Below are 18,376 nucleotides of genomic sequence, written 5' to 3' on the forward strand. Positions count from 1 at the left end.
ATGAGCGTATTAGTTAATAAAGACACTAAAGTATTGGTACAGGGCTTTACAGGCAAAAACGGTACATTCCATTCTGAACAGGCTTTAGCCTACGGCACTAAAGTCGTGGGTGGTGTAACCCCGGGTAAAGGTGGTCAAACCCATTTAGAATTGCCTGTATTTAATACCATGCGTGAAGCAGTGAAAGAAACAGGTGCAGATGCTTCAGTGATTTATGTTCCGGCACCCTTTGTACTGGACTCTATTGTTGAAGCGGTTGATTCTGGCATTGAGTTAATTGTGGTAATTACTGAAGGTGTACCGACCATCGACATGCTTAAAGCCAAACGTTATCTGGAAACCAATGGTAATGGCACACGTCTGATTGGACCAAACTGTCCGGGTATTATTACGCCGGGTGAATGTAAGATCGGGATTATGCCGGGTCATATCCATCAACCAGGTAAAATCGGGATCATTTCGCGCTCAGGCACATTGACTTATGAAGCCGTAGCACAAACCACGAAGCTGGGTCTGGGTCAGTCGACCTGTATCGGGATTGGTGGAGACCCAATTCCAGGCATGAACCAGATTGACTGCTTGAAACTGTTCCAGGAAGATCCACAAACTGAAGCTATCATTATGATTGGTGAGATTGGCGGTACTGCGGAAGAAGAAGCTGCGGAGTATATTCAATCGAATGTGACTAAGCCAGTTGTTGGTTATATTGCGGGTGTGACTGCACCTAAAGGCAAACGTATGGGTCACGCAGGTGCGATTATTTCAGGTGGTAAGGGCACAGCAGAAGAAAAGTTTGCTGCCTTTGAGCGTGCGGGTATGGCGTATACACGTAGTCCAGCCGAACTTGGTTCAACCATGCTGCAAGTGTTAAAAGATAAAGGTTTAGTGTGATATTCACATTAGACCTTTAATAAAAAAGCTCCCAGATGGGAGCTTTTTTATATCTCAGTCTATTTTTAAGTTTTAGCTTTAAGGCTTTGGGTCATCCCATTAATATCTCCACCCTGAATACCGAGCTCACTCATCAGGCTGTCAATGAGCGGTGCCTGGCTACGATAACGCAGGGCGCTATTCACCACCTGATCTGAAAGAGCAACATTACTATTCTCATGATGGGCATCTGCCTGACAGGCACCGGCATGACCGCCATGTAGGCCATTCACTTGGAGAATCTTGATATCATCAATATTCTCCATTGGCTTGACACTTTCTCTGATAATTTCAGGCAAGTATTTCAGCATGGCCAGACGAATCTGCATTTCGACCTGTTCAGGTGACAGGACGTTATTGGCTTCATTGACCGCACGTGTACCTTCAGCATCCACCTGATACTGTTTCTCCATTGCCTGAGCCAGTAGAATTTTCGCATCCGCTTCGCCCTTGGCTTTAAGGCGGACTTTTTCTGCTTCCGCCTCAGCCGCAATCCGCACTGCTTCTGCATCATCTGCTGCCGCTTGTTTGCCAGCTTCAGCGGCAACTGTAATGGCAATTGCATCTTTTTCAGCATGTTCTTTGGCTGCGACCAGCTCAACTGCCTTTTGACGCTCTGCTTGCTGGATTTGACGTACGGTGATGACTTCTTCTTCCGCTTTTACCGCTTGTGCACGCGCCTGATCAGCTTGGGCCTTGGCTTCAGATTCAGCACGTGATTTTTCCGCAATGGCAATGGCGCGATCCTGTTCAGCCAGTTCAATGGTTTTCTTTTGTTCGACCTGTGCTTTTTGAATCAGCTGGGCCTTTTGAATATTTTCATTTTCGACATCACGGGCGGCCAAAATACGCTTGAGTTCGACTTCTCGTTCAGCGGCAATTTGTGCTTCTTCTGCTTCACGTTTTTTGCCGGCTTCCTGAGCGGCAATTTCAGCCAGCTGTTCAGCACGGCGAATGGCAATTTCACGCTCTTGCTGCAGTTTGGCATATTCTTCTTCACGAATAATTTGCAGGCGCGCCTGTTCAGCTTCCAGATTTTTGGTTTTGATCGCCAGATCGGTATCCTGTTCGATATGGTTACGTTTGCGACGACGATCTTCAATGGTTTCAGTGAGCTTGGTCAGACCTTCAGCATCAAATGCATTTTGCGGGTTGAAGTATTTAAATCCGGTCTGATCCAGTCCGGTTAGGGAAACCGTTTCAAGCTCCAGACCGTTTTTGTGCAAATCTTCTGAAACCACTTGTTGGACTTTTTGTACGAAATCGACGCGTTTTTCATGCAGTTCTTCCATGGCCATTTCTGCAGCCACTGCGCGCAGTGAATCAACGAACTTACCTTCTACCAGATTTTTTAGTTCATTCGGTGACATGGTTTTTTGACCAAGGGTTTGTGCTGCGGTGGCAATTGAATCTGCGGTAGGTTTGACTCGGACATAGAATTCGGCCATGACATCGACTCGCATACGGTCACGGGTAATCAGTGCCTGATCATCAGCACGGCGGACTTCAAGACGTAGGGTATTCATATTTACTGGAATGATTTCATGCAAGACAGGGAGCACGATTGCGCCTCCACCTAAAATCACTTTTTCTCCACCCCAACCGGTACGTACAAAGGAAATTTCCTTGCTTGAACGACGGTATAAACGTGCAATGATGAGACCGAAGGTCACCAGTGCTACAAAAATAATTCCCGTAATAATTAAAATATTATATAAATCAAATGTTAACATTGTTATAAAGTCTCAATTGAGTGCTAGCTAAATAAAATTAAAGTGCAATGGCTTGAAAGCCGTTCTTGGTTTTGTGGGTTAGAACTACATTCTGACCTTGATTTAGAATTTGATTGTTTTCTGGTTCAACCAGAACATAATGGGTCTGGCCATGTTGATCCCGGACTTTGGCTTGTGCGGGAGAATTCACTTTGGCATCTCCCAGAATAATGGTCGCGGTACGTCCGATGAGTTCATCGCTATGAATCGCAGAGGTTTCATCTTGGGGCAGGAGTTTACTGGCGGCCATGGCAAGAAAGCGCACCAAAGGCATACACAGAAACAGGCAGGCCGGAGAAATCAGCCAGACACTGAAAAGTTGGCTGGTCAGGCGTTCAAATATGCCCTGAATCAATAAACCGCTCAAACCATAACTGGTCAGAAAAATAATCAGCCAGATAAATAAAGGCAGACGTCCCAGATATAACCAGTCAAATACTTTGCTAAAAACACCCGGAGACTGATCCGGACTTATTTCCAGTTGCAGGGGATCTTCAGGTAAAAACTGTTCAAAGATATGCTGAGAGCCTCCGCCAAGCAGTAATAGAATACATTCTAGTGCTGCAAACATCAGCATTAGGCTCAGGCTAATACTAAATACGATATTGGATGGATGCGTAAACAGTTCCCACATTTTTTTATCTCTATAATTATGTTTTTAGGAAAAGTATCTGAAAGTTTTTATTGATATAACGATAACAGTAATTGTTGATTTTGTATGCAAAAAAATAACAAAAAAACCTTATAAACAAGGATTGAATATATTGATTATTTAATAATTATTAGGGTCTGTTGACATTTACTGTTCATAATTAACCCTATAAAGGTAGCCATAAAAATATACAGGCTAAAGCAACAGAACTTTGATAATTTCTTTTGAGCTTGTCATATCGAGTAGCTATTCCTCTAAATTGCTTTAATCTGCAAAACATATTTTCAACTAAATGCCTGATTTTATATAAACACCAGTCCATATGGTCATTGTTCGATTGGCTATTTGTTTTCTTTGGTATATTCGCTTTAGTCCCTGTTTTCCTGATCTGTTCACGCAGTGGTTCTGAATCATAGCCTTTATCTGCACATACCACTTTTGTCTCTTTTAAATCTAATGTTGATATTAAATCAGGTGCAACTTTAACATCATGTGTGGTTCCATCGGTAATCATGAAATCAATAGGATTGCCATGTGCATCAACAATCAAATGTATTTTTGAGGAGTTTCCTCCTACACTTTTAGAAATAGATTGATTCGCTATACCGGCAGAATGTTGATGAGCACGTACATGAGAGCCATCAATAAAAATCCACTCCATATCGGGGCCGGGGCATGAGGCTAGTAATTTGAATAATCTAAGTAACTTACCGCTGCTTGACCAACGATTAAAACGTTTAAAAATAGAGTTTGAATGACCAAAACAAGAAGGAATATCTCGCCACGGACAGCCTGTTCTAATTCTATAGAGAATAGCTTCAATAAAATTGCGTAAATTTGAGTTGTGGTGAATGGATAAATTACGCAGAATAACTTTCAACTTTTGCCAGTGTTGATCTGTCAGCATGGTACGAGGCATAGCGAATAGTAAAATTGGGTTTGGCGATTTGATTTTACTACTTCGCTATTTTTTTAAGCTAAAAGTGTCAACACACCCTAAACTATTAAAATTAATAATAAACTATAAGTTAAATGGATGTTTGAGCAAGTGATGTCATAGCGGCAATAGGAATTCTGAATAGCATGGCATTCTGTGTATGCTTGCCTGAGAAAGATATAGAGATACATCGACCTGAGTATCTCTAAATTTTTCTATTCAAGTCTAAAGCAGGGCAGTCTGAATCCGGACTTTCATATCTAAAGTCTGTTGCAGAATATAGTGTTGCATCCATTTGACCTGTTCACCCATAGGATTGACCTTGACTGCAGTATTCAGGAAGTCGAGATTAGGCTGCTTGAAGAGCTGCTGTTGCAAGGTTTGCTCCAAAATCTGACTGTTGGTTGTCAAAGGTAATGCCACCAGATAGAACGCTTTAGGATAATTATAAAAGGCATATAATAAGTTAAAGGCTTTTTGATCACCTTTGAGGTTGCCAGCACCGATTTCGTAAGCTGCGTTCTGGTTGCTATAAGTAACGCCGATTAGAAATTCCCAATGACTTTCTTGCAAACGTAGACCAAACTGTAATCCGATTTGATCCGCGGTCAGCTCGTGTTGCAGATAGATATTTAAAGGCTTGCCATCATCACTGAAAGGTTCTTGCAAGACCAAAATATTTTGCTGGTGCTGATAAATATAACTAGCAAGCTGGGCCTGTTCCAGACGGGTTTTTACAGTGGCAAGATCAAAAGCGCTATAGGGCATAAACGAAGTATATCAATAGGGAGAATTGAGTCTTACTCTAGTAATTTTTTAACTATTTGAGAACCACTACTTTAGATTATTTTCCTAGGATTTTATTGGCTTAGCGACAGGGTAATATATAGCTATACCACACAATATCCTCGCTTGAATTGGGTAAATTATTGATTCATAAAAACTGATATTCATTATTGATGAATTTTTATATGAGCTTTTAATATATCAATATCATAAAACAAGCAATGGATAGGATAAGTAAATCACTATAATGAATATAAATTTTCAAAAGTGTCATAAGTACACGTTTTTCTAAGCTGGTGTTGTCCATGTCGTTAAATGAGGAAAGACTTACTCATCTCAAACAGCTTGAAGCTGAGAGTATTCATATCATCCGCGAAGTTGCTGCCGAGTTTGAAAATCCGGTCATGCTGTATTCGATTGGTAAAGATTCGGCGGTCATGCTGCATCTTGCGCTAAAAGCGTTCTACCCAGCAAAACTTCCATTTCCATTATTACATGTCGATACAGGCTGGAAGTTTAAAGACATGATCACTTTCCGGGATAACATGGCGAAAACCCATGGTTTCGATTTGATCGTGCATCAGAATAAAGAAGGGGTTGAGGCAGGTATTAACCCGTTCGACCATGGTAGTTCTAAATATACCGACATCATGAAAACTCAGGGCTTAAAACAGGCTCTGGATAAATACGGTTTTGATGCTGCTTTTGGTGGCGCGCGCCGTGATGAAGAAAAATCACGTGCCAAAGAGCGTGTTTATTCATTCCGTGATTCGAAACATCGCTGGGATCCGAAAAACCAGCGTCCAGAACTTTGGAATCTTTATAACGGTAAAGTGAATAAAGGCGAAAGTATCCGTGTATTCCCGTTATCTAACTGGACTGAGCTGGATATCTGGCAATACATCTATTTGGAAAGTATTCCATTAGTACCACTTTATTTGGCTGCAGAACGTCCTGTGGTTGAACGTAGTGGAACTCTTATTATGGTTGATGATGAACGTATGCCTTTAAAAGAAGGTGAAGTTCCACAAATGAAATCGGTACGTTTCCGTACTTTGGGTTGTTATCCATTAACAGGTGCTGTGGAATCTACAGCCAATACCTTGCCGGAAATTATTCAGGAAATGTTGCTAGCAACCAGTTCTGAGCGTCAAGGTCGTATGATTGACCATGATGAAGCAGGCTCGATGGAGAAGAAGAAGCAGGAAGGCTACTTCTAATTTAATCTCCCCCCTTGCGCAGCAATGCTACTCACCTCTTTAAAAAGAGGGGGAACTCCTAAATCAGAACGGAGATAAAGTCCCTCTTTATTAAAGAGGGATTTAGGGAGATTAAAAAGAGATTCAAAACAACCGATTTCTAAAGAATATGTGGAGCTTTGAGCGATGTCTCATCAATCTGATTTAATCAGCCAAGATATCTTGGGCTATCTGAAACAACATGAAAATAAAGACCTGTTGCGTTTCCTGACTTGCGGTAACGTGGACGATGGTAAATCGACGTTAATCGGTCGTCTGCTGTATGATTCAAAATTGATTTATGAAGATCAATTACAGGCCGTGACCCGTGACTCGAAAAAAGTCGGTACGACAGGTGATGCACCTGACTTGGCACTTCTGGTCGATGGTTTACAAGCAGAGCGTGAGCAAGGCATTACCATTGATGTGGCCTATCGTTATTTCTCGACAGAAAAACGTAAATTCATCATCGCGGATACGCCGGGACACGAACAGTACACCCGTAACATGGCGACAGGTGCGTCGACGTGTGACCTTGCAATCATTTTGATTGATGCGCGTTATGGCGTGCAAACCCAGACGCGTCGTCATACTTTTATTGCGAGTTTGCTCGGTATCAAAAATATCATTGTTGCAATCAACAAGATGGACTTGGTGGAATTCTCTGAAACACGTTTCAATGAAATCCAGGCTGAATATGCGGCATTCGTTGCACAATTGGGCGATCGCAAACCAAGCAATATCATTTTTACGCCTATTTCTGCACTGAATGGCGATAACGTGGTGAACAAGTCAGCCAATACGCCGTGGTACACTGGTGAAACGCTGATGGGTACGCTTGAATCGGTGGAAATTAACCGTAGTTCAGCGAAGCAGGATTTCCGTTTCCCTGTGCAATACGTCAATCGTCCGAACCTCGACTTCCGTGGTTTCTGCGGTACGATCGCACTTGGCGATATCAATGTTGGTGATACCGTAACAGCTTTGCCTTCTGGTAAATCATCGACTGTTAAAGAAATTGTCACTTTTGATGGCAACCTTGAGCATGCAGTTGCAGGTCAGGCAGTGACTTTAACGCTTAACGATGAAATTGATATTTCACGTGGTAACGTGTTAATTCGTGCTGATCAAGCGGTTCCAAATATTTCACGTTCAGTTCAAGCGACTGTAGTGTGGATGGCTGATCAACCGCTAGTGATTGGCAAGCTGTACAACATTAAGATTGGTACGCAAACTGTTCCGGCAAAAGTAACGGCAATTCATTACCGTACCAACGTTAACACATTGGAAAAAGTTCAGGTGGATAAACTTGAGCTAAATGCAATCGCCAATGTGACTGTTGAATTTGATGCACCAGTGGTCTTTGACCGTTATCAAGACAGCCGTTTCACCGGTTCGTTTATCTTCATCGATCGTTTGAATAACGTGACGATTGGTGCTGGTATGGTGGAAGAATCAGTTGAATGGTCTGCACACGATGAGCCTGTCACTGCAGAAGCACGTGCGGCACGTTTGGGTCAAAAACCTGCTGCGGTGACTGTATCTGGTAAAGCTTTGGAAAATGCTCAGGCGCTAGAAAGCTTGCTGATTCAGCAAGGGATCGTTGCTATTGCTAAAGCAGGTTTGAATGCGGAGCAGGTTGCACTGGTTCGTGAAACTGGTGTGGTTGTGATTACCGATGCTGCTGAAGGTACAGACACGACTTTAACCGTAGATACAGTTGAAGAACTTGCTGAGAAGATTGTGGAATTGGTTCGTCTTTAAGACTGGACTGATTTGAAGAAACCCGCTGAAAAGCGGGTTTTTTATTGCCTAAATTTTGATTGCATGATAATCATTCGATTAGTCAAAATGTGATCTTTCAATTTACTAGTCAATTAATACAATACTCCCTAGATTTGGGGAATATATGAAAAAATTAATATTGCTGGCTGGCTTGTGTGTGGCTTTTGGAGCTGAAGCCAAACAGAGCAGCCAAAGCGTTGAAGCAATCAAGCAAAAAATAATCCAGCAGTCGATTGAGAATTATCCGGGAAATTGTCCGTGTCCTTACAATACTGCAAGTAATGGTAGTCGTTGTGGTAAGCGTAGTGCTTATAATCGTGCAGGCGGATATGCGCCGCTGTGTTATCCGGAAGATGTGAGTGATCGAATGGTAAAGGAATATAAAGGGCGTAGTTAATTAAAGGCTCCGTATTTAGATAGTGAGCTAAAAGAAATATTTTTGTTAGATTTGGCTTCACATGGGTAATTATTCATAAGAATCATTGAGGACTAAGGCCAGAATTGCTTTCATTTCAGTTAAACTTTTCACGCCTGCAATCCTTTTAATAATTTCTCCATTTCTAAAAATAAGCGTAGAAGGCAAACCATAGGCATTATAGCGCAAGGTTAAAATCGGAGACTGATCCACATTGATCTTGCCAAATTTAACTTCAGGATTTACCTCAGCATAGTATGTCGCCAGTTCGGCAAAGACCGGAAAATTCTGAACACAAGGCTTGCACCAGTCTGCATAAAAGCGAATCACGGCAAAACCTTCAAACCACTCAAAATCACTGTAATTGTTTTCGTTATATTCGATCACTTGGGTCATGGTTGGCCTATTATCAATTTCCTGAATAGTCCCCCGATTATACATAAGTCCGATGTAGCTTCATTCCTCATGCTAACTATGTTCAAATAAGTCCAAGATATATGAAATGCATAGATTAGGGAAAGAAATCATGTCGCAACAAACCATGCAGCAAGTCATTATTACAGAACCAGGTGGTGTCGATAAACTCGCTTATGAAACGGTGACTGTACCTGAACCTAAAGCAGATGAAGTTCTGGTGAAAGTTCATGCCTTTGGTATTAACCGTCCAGATATCCTACAGCGTCAAGGCTTATATCCGATGCCGAAAGGGGTAACGCCAGTTCCTGGCCTGGAAGTGGCAGGTGAGGTGGTTGCGATTGGTAGTGATGTAAGTCAGTTTAAAGTTGGTGATCAAGTCTGTGGTTTGACCAATGGTGGCGGTTATGCTGAATATTGCGTAGTGCCAGAAAGCCAGACCTTGAATATTCCTGAAGGCGTAAGTTTTGTCCAGGCAGCGGCCATTCCTGAAACTTTCTTTACCGTGTGGGCTAATGTGTTCCAGATGGGTCAGGCTAAAGCAGGGGAAACGGTACTGGTGCATGGTGGAACGAGCGGGATTGGTACGACTGCTTTGATGCTGTGTAAATCACTTGGTATTAAAACTTTTGCAACTGTGGGTTCAGATGAAAAAGTTGCAGCTATTTCTGATTTAACCACGGCTATTAATTATAAAACTCAGGACTTTGAGCAAGTGATTAATGAGCAGACCGAAAATGGTGGTGTCGATGTCATTTTAGATATGGTCGGTGCACCATATTTAGAGCGTAATTTGAATTTGTTGCGCCGTGATGGACGTCTGGTCTATATCGCTTTCTTGGGTGGTGCCAAGGCCAAAGAAGTCAAACTGGGTCAAATCATGATGAAACGTCTGACCATTACCGGTTCGACCATGCGTGCACGCAGCACGGCTGAAAAAGCGGAAATTGCACAAGGCCTGAAAGAGCAGATTGCACCATTGTGGGCAAAAGGCGAATGTCTCCCGATGATCTATAAAACGTTTAAGTTCGATCAGATTCAGGATGCCCATGCCACAATGGATACTGGAGAGCATGTGGGTAAAGTTGTAGTTGAAATTATTTAATACGAGATAAGTGATTCAAAAAAGCCAGTAATTTTACTGGCTTTTTTTAATTTTAAGTAAAATATTATTACAAATAAATATATAAAATCTTGAATAAAAATTAAAAAATGTTAACTGTTCGACACAACCTGTCAATTATGACACGTAAATTGCATGTATAGATAATTCCGACCAAATGGTTAAACATTCACATGAATGTGAGAGGGAAAATAAGATGAAAATTATTTCAACAGCATATAGTTCAAAACATAGTTTAAGAGCATTACGACGTATTCATAAAATGATTATTCGCGGAACCATCAGCTGGGTAGAGTTACATAAAATGTATCGGGCGATGCTGCATCTGGAGCGTTATATAGAAAGATTAACAATACAAAATCGTCATTCAAGCAAGAAAGCATCCAGAAAATCTAAATAAGATCTTGTATTTTTAGGGTGAATAAAGGGTCAAGATCTGATGCAAAAAAATATCTTAGACTTTGTCCTAATATTATTCACTGATCGACATTCAGTATAATCATTCAACATCTAGCGATAAATAAGTACATGAGAATGTATTAAGTGGGGATTTATGAAGCGCCCAGCTTCAACACATGAGCGTCTTGCAGAGCGTTTAGCCAGAATTTTGACCAAATTAAACGTCGGATATCAACTCCGGGCTGCAGAGCTAGCTGCAGAATTTCAAGTCAGCACCCGTACCATTGAGCGTGATTTTGATCGTCTAGGCTCTTACTTACCCTTACTTCAAGATGAACAGAAACGATATTATCTGGAACCCTCTTATTTAGGGCGCTTTAAATTGCAGGATATCCAGACCTTTGCCCAGCTTTCGGGGATCAGTGAGCTGTATCCGGCGCTGGATATGTCTTTTATGCGTGAATTGCTGGATGAGCGGGCAAATCAGGTATTTTCGGCAAAAGGCTATTATTTTGAAGATGCCAAACAGTTTGCCGAACATTTCAAGTTGCTTGCAAGCGCAATCTATAAACGTCAGCAGGTTGAGTTGCAATATTCAGATCAATTGCGAATCATTAAGCCTTATCGCTTGATTCACCATCATGGTATCTGGTATCTGGTGGGCGTAGATCAGGACAAGTTGCGCACTTATCGCTTAAGTCAGGTGCAACAGCTCAAGCTGGTTTCTAAGGCGGAGAGCTTTGCGCATGATCCTGAAATGCTGAAAATGCTGGCAGATGAAGACAGCATCTGGTTTGGGCAGCAAAAGCAGCAAGTCTTAATCAGGGTACAACCTGGAGTCGCGGTCTTTTTTAAAGAGCGCCGTTTATTTCCAGAACAGCAGATCGAGCAGGAAACTGGGACTGGAGAGTTAGTGATTAGTTGCCAGATTCGTCATGAAATGCAGTTGCTACCTTTGGTGCGTTACTGGTTGCCTTATGTGAAAATTATTGAGCCGATTCATTTCCAGCAAAAACTGGAACAGGATTTGCAGGGATATTTACGTTCTGCTGGATGATATTGAGAACGTAGAGCAGGGTAGCTTAATTAATGATCATGCTTTAAATGGAAATTTAATTTACTTATTTTTTTGATTTACTAAATTACAGGCATAAAAAAACCAGCTTTCGCTGGGTTCTTTATTTGCACCATCTTTCTGTAGTAGAAGAATGGTGCCCGAGGCCAGACTCGAACTGGCACGCTTTGTGGGCGGGGGATTTTAAATCCCCTGTGTCTACCGATTTCACCACTCGGGCTTTAACAAGATGGAGGCGGAGGTCGGAATCGAACCGGCGTCCACGGAGTTGCAGTCCGCTGCATGACCACTCTGCCACCCCGCCGCGTCTTGTTGATGCGTATATTAGCAAGCTCAGAAAAAAAAACAATAGTGTATTCATCTGTATGCGCATAAAAACATCATCTGGCGGAAAATATTTAAATTATTCATGTAGAATGTGCAAAATTGATTCATATCAACACTTGGGAGAAGTGCCGTGGCATTAGTTCTAGACGGTCGTGCATTGGCGAAGCAAATTGAAGCTGACTTGTTTACTCGCGTAGAAGCGCTGAAAGCAAAATCAGGTCGTACTCCAATTCTTGCGACGATTTTGGTAGGTGACGATGGTGCATCTGCAACTTATGTTCGCATGAAAGGCAATGCCTGCCGCCGTGTTGGTATGGATTCACTCAAAGTGGAACTTCCTAAAGAAACCACAACTGAAGAATTATTGGCTGAAATTGAAAAATTAAATGCAAATCCTGATGTGCACGGTATTCTGCTTCAGCACCCGGTTCCTGCACAAATTGATGAGCGTGCCTGTTTCGATGCAATCTCGCTTGAAAAAGACGTAGATGGTGTCACTTGCCTGGGCTATGGTCGTATGGCAATGGGTGAGGCAGCCTATGGTTCAGCGACGCCTGCGGGTATTATGACTATCCTGAAAGAGAACAACATTGAAATCGCTGGTAAACATGCGGTAGTTGTAGGTCGTTCTGCAATTTTGGGTAAACCAATGGCTGCGATGCTGCTAGAAGCGAATGCAACCGTAACCATTTGCCATTCACGTACTCAAGATCTTGCAAGCTTTGTTAAGCAAGCAGATATCATTGTCGGTGCGGTAGGTAAAGCAGAATTAATTCAAAAAGACTGGATCAAACAAGGTGCAGTGGTTGTTGATGCTGGTTTCCATCCACGTGATGGCGGTGGTGTTGGTGATATCCAACTTGTTGGCATTGAAGAAATTGCTTCTGCTTACACACCAGTTCCGGGTGGTGTAGGTCCAATGACGATTACCACTTTAATCCGCCAAACGGTTGAAGCTGCTGAAAAAGCTTTAGGTTAATCAAATCCTCCCTAACCCTCCTTTTTCAAAGGAGGGAACTCTGATCACTATTTTTGGATGGAGTTTCCCCCTCTTTTTTAAAGAGGGGCTAGGGGAGATTCTTCAAAGACATTAATACTAATTAAAAGAAATCTAATGAGCTGCACCTTCCGACTCCCTCAAGCCCCAGAACATCTACTAAAAGCCTTGCATGATGTGATTCCACACTGTGAGCTACATGCACAGCAATTGCCGGATACACCCATTTCCCTGTGGCTGATTCCGCCAGTATTCCCAACAGATAAGCTGGATGATGAGGTGATTCGTCGCATTTGGAATGATACACCATACTGGATCTTTTGCTGGGCCTCAGGCTTGGCGATGGCGCAGTGGCTATTGGCAGAGCCGCATCATGTTAAAGACAAAGTAGTTTTGGATTTTGGGGCGGGATCGGGCGTAGTTGCCATTGCGGCGAAAATGGCAGGTGCAAAACGTGTGATCTGCTGTGATATCGATCAAGTTAGTCTAGATGCCTGTCGTGCCAATGCAGAGCTAAATGATGTCGAGCTTGAATATCTGGATGACCTATATAAGGCAGAGAAGGTGGATATTTTATTAGCCGCAGATGTGCTCTATGATCAATGTAACCGTTTCTTCCTGGATGAGTTTTTAAAATTTGCACCTGAGGTGTGGGTTGCAGACAGTCGGGTAAAAAACTTTAGTCATCCTCAATATGAAAAACTGGATGAGCGTAGTGCGACGACCTGGCCGGATTTGGATGAATCGCCCGAATTTCGTAATGTCAGTTTCTATAAAACACGTTAAATTTAAAAAATTAAAAAGGGCACTAGGCCCTTTTTGATTGTCTTACTCTGCTTAAGTAACTAAGTATCAGATATTAAGAACAGGTATAACGAATAACCCGCATGGTCGTAGGGCGGGCTTCTAAAGCTTCGCGTGCACCCGGGTTCTCGCTATTATGTAAATCAGGCGTATTGCTCAAGCTGATTTGCGTGCGGCTATTACCCAGTTGGCGGCCATAGTTTTCCTGTTCCGCAGTTGGATTGGAAATTTCATTGGTGCTTAAAATCTGGATGTTGTAAGTTTTGGAATTTCCTAATACGTGTCTGCAAGCGGCTTGCAAGCGATTTTCATCCTGGCTTGGTCGTCCTGAGAGGGTGTAGCTCAAGGTTGCTGTATTGCCTGAACGTTCCAGAATTTCATAGCCACTTTGTCCATTGAATTGATGGGGTGTGGTCTGACATGCACTCAGTACGAAACTGCTCGCAGCCATAGCCAAAATTACTGTTGTTCTTTTCATATTTATAGTTCCTGAAGTTTTGGCTTAAGTATGCCATATTTTGCTTAAACTGCTGCTCTGGTCAATTGTGATCAATTGTTTAAACAGCCAATAAAAAAGGCCGCTTACGCGACCTTTTTTAATTAAATCAGCAATTAAGCAGATTTAACCGCAGCAATAAGTTCTGCTTGACGAGTTTTTAACGCTTCCGGTAAACGCTCACCTAACTTATCGAACAATTCAGTATGGCTTTCAAGCTCTTTGATCCATTGATCTTTGTCTTGAGAAGTTACTAGGTCAAACTGTTCTTTAGTGAAGTCAGAACCAGTCCAGTTCAGCTGTTCGTAAGTAGGAACTAGGCCGATTGGTGTTTCAACAGCATCAGCACGACCTTCACAACGGTCAATGATCCACTCAAGAACACGCATGTTTTGGCCGAAACCAGGCCATACGAAGTTGCCTTCAGCATCACGACGGAACCAGTTCACGTTGTAGATACCTGGAAGTTTGTTGCCAGCAGCAGCAGCTTTCGCACCCACTTGCTCACCCATTTCTAACCAGTGCGTGAAGTAATCTGCCATGTTGTAGCCCGCGAATGGAAGCATCGCGAACGGGTCACGACGAACAACACCTTGTTGACCAACAGCAGCAGCAGTTGTTTCAGAGCCCATCGTTGCAGCTTTGTAAACACCGTCAACCCAGTCAAATGCTTCTGAAATTAGAGGCACTGTGTCTGCACGACGACCACCGAAGATGAACGCAGAGATTGGAACACCTGCTGGATTTTCCCAGTCAGCATCAATAGAAGGGCACTGGCCAGCAGATACTGTGAAACGTGCGTTTGGATGCGCTGCTTTTTCTTCGCCAGTGTGTGGTTGACCTTTCCAGTTAGTCAAGTTAGCAGGCGCTTCTTTAGTCAGACCTTCCCACCAAACTTCACCGTTGTCAGTCACAGCAACGTTGGTATAAATCACGTCTTTGTGCATGGTTGCCATACAGTTCGGGTTGGTTTTAGTATTGGTACCAGGCGCTACACCGAAGAAGCCAGCTTCAGGGTTGATTGCATATAAGCGACCGTCTTCACCTGGTTTGATCCAGGCAATATCGTCACCTACAGTTTCAATCTTCCAGCCTTCATAGCCAGCTGGTGGAATCAACATAGCGAAGTTTGTTTTACCACATGCAGATGGGAATGCAGCTGCGATGTAGTGTTTTTCGCCTTGTGGATTGGTCACGCCAAGGATCAGCATGTGTTCAGCTAACCAGCCTTGTTGACGACCCATAAATGATGCAATACGTAATGCCAGGCATTTTTTACCCAATAATGCGTTACCGCCATAACCAGAACCATAAGACCAGATCTCACGAGTTTCTGGGTAATGCACGATGTATTTTTCTTTGTTGCAAGGCCATGCAACATCTTTTTCGCCGTTCGCAAGCGGAGCACCTACAGTGTGTACGCAAGGAACGTATTCACCGTCAGTACCAAGAACGTCATAAACAGCTTTACCCATACGAGCCATTTTAGACATGCTTACTGCAACGTAAGGAGAGTCAGTTAACTCGATACCGATATGAGCGATATGAGAACCCAATGGACCCATTGAGAATGGAACCACATAAAGTGTACGACCTGCCATTGAACCGTCAAATAAACCGTTCAATTTTTCGCGCATGACAGCAGGTGCTTCCCAGTTGTTGGTCGCGCCAGCATCGTCTTTGTTTTCAGAACAGATGTAAGTACGATCTTCAACACGTGCTACGTCAGAAGGATCAGAATTTGCAAGATAAGAACCAGGATGAGTTTCTTGATTCAGCGCTTGCATTGTGCCGTTAGCGATCATCAAGTCGATATAACGTTGATATTCTTCTGCGCTACCGTCACACCATTCAATTTTTGCTGGTTTTGTTAATTTAGCAATCTCTTCCACCCAAGCAATAAGCTTAGGGTGACGAACGAATTCTGGTGCGTTCACTTGGGTCATGGTGAGGCCTATCTCAAATGTGTACAAATTAGATGTACAAAGTACAATCCGAGCAATAAAAAATATCGCCCAGATGAAATATGAAAAAAAGTGGCTGTATTAAAGCATAAAATGATAAAAAAAATAAGACCAAAGAAGTGCTAGATTTCTTTTGGAATATAATGCTATTTTATTTATAAATATAAGTAAAACAACAAGATAAAACTAAATATTTGAATTATTGATTCTATTTATTTAAATGATGGATGGTATTTATTTTAAAAATTAATATTAAAATCATTATCTTAATTTTATAAGATCTCTAATATTCATTATTGATTAAATAAATGGTTGCCATTTGAATTTTACATAAAGCCACTGTTAATTGTCTATGAATTGGACAAAATGCCAATAAGCTTCAATGAAATTGCGCGAAAAATGTCTAATCAATCTAAACCCTTATCGCTGATTTTTAATCATAAAGCTGGTTTTCGCATACAGGGGCCAGAAGGCATTTATGAACAGCTGATCGATATATTTTCAGCGCAGGGTTATCAAACTAAAGCTTATGAAATCAATGATTCACAGCAATTTGATAAAATTATGGTTGAGGTGCTTGAACAGCATTTGGCATCTAGCGAGTCAGGAATCATCGTTGCGGCAGGCGGAGATGGCACTTTAAATACAGTCGCCAAACATGTGTTGAATACGCAAATTCCTGTCGGTATTTTGCCTTTAGGGACTTTTAACTATGTGGCGAGATTATTGGGGATTCCGCTGGATTTGCTTGAAGCGGCAAAAGTGATTGCGACAGGACAGCCACAACGTATGAATGTTGCTCGTATCAATCAGGAAATTTATCTGAATAATGCCAGTTTAGGTCTATATCCTTTATTTATTAAAAAACGTGAAGACTATAATCGTATTTTTGGTCGCTTACCGCTACATGCCTATACTTCTGCACTGGATGTTTTAATTCGCGACCGTAAAGAATTAAAACTAAAAATCTGGGTGGATCAAAAGAAATATCCGGTAAAAACACCACTGATTTTTTTTGGCAATAATCCCTTGCAACTGGCGGATATGAAAATGCGCATTGCAGAAGCGGCTGAAAAAGGCAAAGTGGCGGGAGTTGTAGTTTCTAAAAGTGATAAGCTTACTTTATTTAAGCTAGTGTATCAGCTGATTCGTGGCAAGATTGACCAGGCATCGGATGTTTATAGTTTTGCAGCCGATCAAGTTCGAATCGAATCCCGAGCCAAGAAACTGATGGTAGCGATTGATGGGGAAATTGTGGAAATGGCCCCGCCACTCAATATTTCTGTATTAAAAGATAGCCTAAACGTAATGGTGCCACATGATCCTGCATCTGTCTGATCTGCATTTTGGAACAGAGAAGCCGGAGTGTTTAGAAGCGATTCGGCATTTCTGTCAGACCCATCCACTTGAAGCCGTCGTCATCAGTGGTGACCTGACTCAGCGCGCACGTTTGGGTCAATTCTTTGCCTGCAAAAAATTTTTAGATCAGCTCAATACGCCTTATATGGTGATCCCGGGGAATCATGATATTCCGCTCTATCATTTGTGGAATCGGCTTTTCAATCCATTTACCCGTTACCAGATTTTTTTTGGTGAATTGGAGCCAATATTTGAAACTGAAAATTTTTATCTGATTGGGGTGAATTCGATCCGACGTCGATATCATACCAAAGGGCATTTATCCCTTGAGCAGATTCAGCGTATTGACCTGACGCTGGCGCAGGCGCCTGCTTCCAAATTAAAAATCATTGTCAGCCATCAGCCTTTTTATGTGCCTTTTCAAAATAAGCGCGGTTTCAAGGACAGCCCATTGATGGCCAAAATTGCTTTAGAGGCCTGGGCAGAGCATGGTCTGTTTGCGGTGTTGCATGGGCATCTGCATCAACCGGCGATTTATGATTTGAATCAGATGTTCGGATTGGGGATGGATCATCCTGTATATGATGTACATGCAGGGACTTCTGCGTCAAATCGTCTACATAAAGATGAACCGAACAGCTTTAATCTGATTGATGCCACAGGAAAAATTTCTCAATATTTATTCGATGAAGTGGCACAAGCCTTTATGTTGAAGGCTGATCTGCCGAATAAATAGACGAAAACCTATGATTCGTTAAAAAAAACCAATTTTTTTTCATTTTTGCCCTTGAAGCGTTTTATTCCATCTCCATAAAAGTGACATCAAAAATTTTTGATGATGACCCATGGAATAATTAAGTCGTCATCAGTGACCTAAAAAAGACTTAGTCTGATGGAGTTATT

Annotated in this window: 18 protein-coding genes and 2 tRNA genes; 11 read left to right on the forward strand and 9 right to left on the reverse strand. The window is 42.1% G+C overall.

Annotation, left to right across the window (positions count from 1 at the left end):
* Entirely contained in the window at positions 1-891 is an 891-nt protein-coding gene (sucD, locus tag G4D73_RS13920; protein ID WP_004646291.1) for a succinate--CoA ligase subunit alpha, read from the forward strand.
* Positions 892-956: 65 nt separating this feature from the next.
* Here the strand turns inward: sucD and G4D73_RS13925 are convergent, their stop codons facing one another.
* From G4D73_RS13925 to G4D73_RS13940, 4 genes are all read right to left on the reverse strand, one after another.
* Positions 957-2,663, reverse strand: a complete 1,707-nt coding sequence (locus G4D73_RS13925) for a flotillin family protein (protein ID WP_213687012.1) — start codon at positions 2,661-2,663, stop codon at positions 957-959.
* A gap of 37 nt (positions 2,664-2,700) precedes the next feature.
* Positions 2,701-3,336 (reverse strand): YqiJ family protein, encoded by a 636-nt coding sequence (locus G4D73_RS13930; RefSeq protein ID WP_213687013.1) that lies wholly within the window; start codon positions 3,334-3,336, stop codon positions 2,701-2,703.
* A gap of 184 nt (positions 3,337-3,520) precedes the next feature.
* Positions 3,521-4,273: an IS5-like element ISAba31 family transposase gene (locus G4D73_RS13935; RefSeq protein ID WP_213687014.1), complete on the reverse strand. Its 753-nt coding sequence runs from the start codon at positions 4,271-4,273 to the stop codon at positions 3,521-3,523.
* 243 nt (positions 4,274-4,516) lie between these two features.
* Positions 4,517-5,059: a hypothetical protein gene (locus G4D73_RS13940; RefSeq protein ID WP_213687015.1), complete on the reverse strand. Its 543-nt coding sequence runs from the start codon at positions 5,057-5,059 to the stop codon at positions 4,517-4,519.
* Between the two features lie 323 nt (positions 5,060-5,382).
* On the opposite strand from G4D73_RS13940, the gene cysD reads away from it, so the two are divergent.
* The 3 genes from cysD to G4D73_RS13955 all read left to right on the forward strand — a co-directional run bounded on the left by cysD (position 5,383) and on the right by G4D73_RS13955 (position 8,497).
* The gene (gene cysD, locus G4D73_RS13945) at positions 5,383-6,297 is read left to right on the forward strand and encodes a sulfate adenylyltransferase subunit CysD (RefSeq protein WP_004730252.1); all 915 of its coding nucleotides are present in this window, start codon (positions 5,383-5,385) and stop codon (positions 6,295-6,297) included.
* A 165-nt stretch (positions 6,298-6,462) separates the two neighbouring features.
* Complete coding sequence (gene cysN, locus G4D73_RS13950; protein ID WP_213687016.1) at positions 6,463-8,079, forward strand: sulfate adenylyltransferase subunit CysN; 1,617 nt, start codon at positions 6,463-6,465, stop codon at positions 8,077-8,079.
* A 145-nt stretch (positions 8,080-8,224) separates the two neighbouring features.
* Entirely contained in the window at positions 8,225-8,497 is a 273-nt protein-coding gene (locus G4D73_RS13955) for a hypothetical protein (RefSeq protein ID WP_004279462.1), read from the forward strand.
* Positions 8,498-8,566: 69 nt separating this feature from the next.
* Here the strand turns inward: G4D73_RS13955 and G4D73_RS13960 are convergent, their stop codons facing one another.
* A complete protein-coding gene (locus G4D73_RS13960; RefSeq protein ID WP_004646305.1) occupies positions 8,567-8,911 on the reverse strand; it encodes a thioredoxin family protein in 345 nt (114 codons plus the stop codon).
* Positions 8,912-9,041: 130 nt separating this feature from the next.
* Between G4D73_RS13960 and G4D73_RS13965 the strand changes: the two genes are divergently transcribed.
* The 3 genes from G4D73_RS13965 to G4D73_RS13975 all read left to right on the forward strand — a co-directional run bounded on the left by G4D73_RS13965 (position 9,042) and on the right by G4D73_RS13975 (position 11,508).
* A complete protein-coding gene (locus G4D73_RS13965) occupies positions 9,042-10,034 on the forward strand; it encodes an NAD(P)H-quinone oxidoreductase (RefSeq protein WP_213687017.1) in 993 nt (330 codons plus the stop codon).
* Between the two features lie 214 nt (positions 10,035-10,248).
* A complete protein-coding gene (locus G4D73_RS13970; RefSeq protein WP_004646307.1) occupies positions 10,249-10,452 on the forward strand; it encodes a hypothetical protein in 204 nt (67 codons plus the stop codon).
* 153 nt (positions 10,453-10,605) lie between these two features.
* The gene (locus G4D73_RS13975) at positions 10,606-11,508 is read left to right on the forward strand and encodes a helix-turn-helix transcriptional regulator (RefSeq protein WP_213687018.1); all 903 of its coding nucleotides are present in this window, start codon (positions 10,606-10,608) and stop codon (positions 11,506-11,508) included.
* A 152-nt stretch (positions 11,509-11,660) separates the two neighbouring features.
* Here G4D73_RS13975 and G4D73_RS13980 read toward each other — a convergent pair.
* Positions 11,661-11,746 (reverse strand) — tRNA-Leu (locus G4D73_RS13980).
* A gap of 10 nt (positions 11,747-11,756) precedes the next feature.
* A tRNA-Cys gene (locus G4D73_RS13985) sits at positions 11,757-11,830 on the reverse strand.
* A gap of 153 nt (positions 11,831-11,983) precedes the next feature.
* Here G4D73_RS13985 and folD point away from each other — a divergent pair.
* Both folD and G4D73_RS13995 read left to right on the forward strand, forming a co-directional pair.
* On the forward strand, positions 11,984-12,832 hold the full coding sequence (folD, locus tag G4D73_RS13990; protein ID WP_004646309.1) for a bifunctional methylenetetrahydrofolate dehydrogenase/methenyltetrahydrofolate cyclohydrolase FolD: 849 nt from the start codon (positions 11,984-11,986) through the stop codon (positions 12,830-12,832).
* Between the two features lie 135 nt (positions 12,833-12,967).
* A complete protein-coding gene (locus tag G4D73_RS13995; RefSeq protein ID WP_004279468.1) occupies positions 12,968-13,636 on the forward strand; it encodes a class I SAM-dependent methyltransferase in 669 nt (222 codons plus the stop codon).
* 73 nt (positions 13,637-13,709) lie between these two features.
* On the opposite strand, the gene G4D73_RS14000 is transcribed toward G4D73_RS13995, so the two are convergent.
* Entirely contained in the window at positions 13,710-14,132 is a 423-nt protein-coding gene (locus tag G4D73_RS14000; protein ID WP_004646311.1) for a hypothetical protein, read from the reverse strand.
* Positions 14,133-14,266: 134 nt separating this feature from the next.
* A complete protein-coding gene (locus G4D73_RS14005) occupies positions 14,267-16,096 on the reverse strand; it encodes a phosphoenolpyruvate carboxykinase (GTP) (protein WP_005246943.1) in 1,830 nt (609 codons plus the stop codon).
* Positions 16,097-16,513: 417 nt separating this feature from the next.
* Here G4D73_RS14005 and G4D73_RS14010 point away from each other — a divergent pair, with 417 nt between their 5' ends.
* The gene (locus tag G4D73_RS14010; RefSeq protein ID WP_034438446.1) at positions 16,514-17,452 is read left to right on the forward strand and encodes a diacylglycerol/lipid kinase family protein; all 939 of its coding nucleotides are present in this window, start codon (positions 16,514-16,516) and stop codon (positions 17,450-17,452) included.
* Positions 17,433-18,209: a metallophosphoesterase family protein gene (locus G4D73_RS14015; RefSeq protein WP_004646314.1), complete on the forward strand. Its 777-nt coding sequence runs from the start codon at positions 17,433-17,435 to the stop codon at positions 18,207-18,209. The genes G4D73_RS14010 and G4D73_RS14015 overlap by 20 nt, the downstream gene beginning before the upstream one ends.
* Positions 18,210-18,376 lie beyond the last annotated feature (167 nt).

The sequence above is a fragment of the Acinetobacter sp. WY4 genome (assembly GCF_018438165.1).
GTDB lineage: Bacteria > Pseudomonadota > Gammaproteobacteria > Pseudomonadales > Moraxellaceae > Acinetobacter.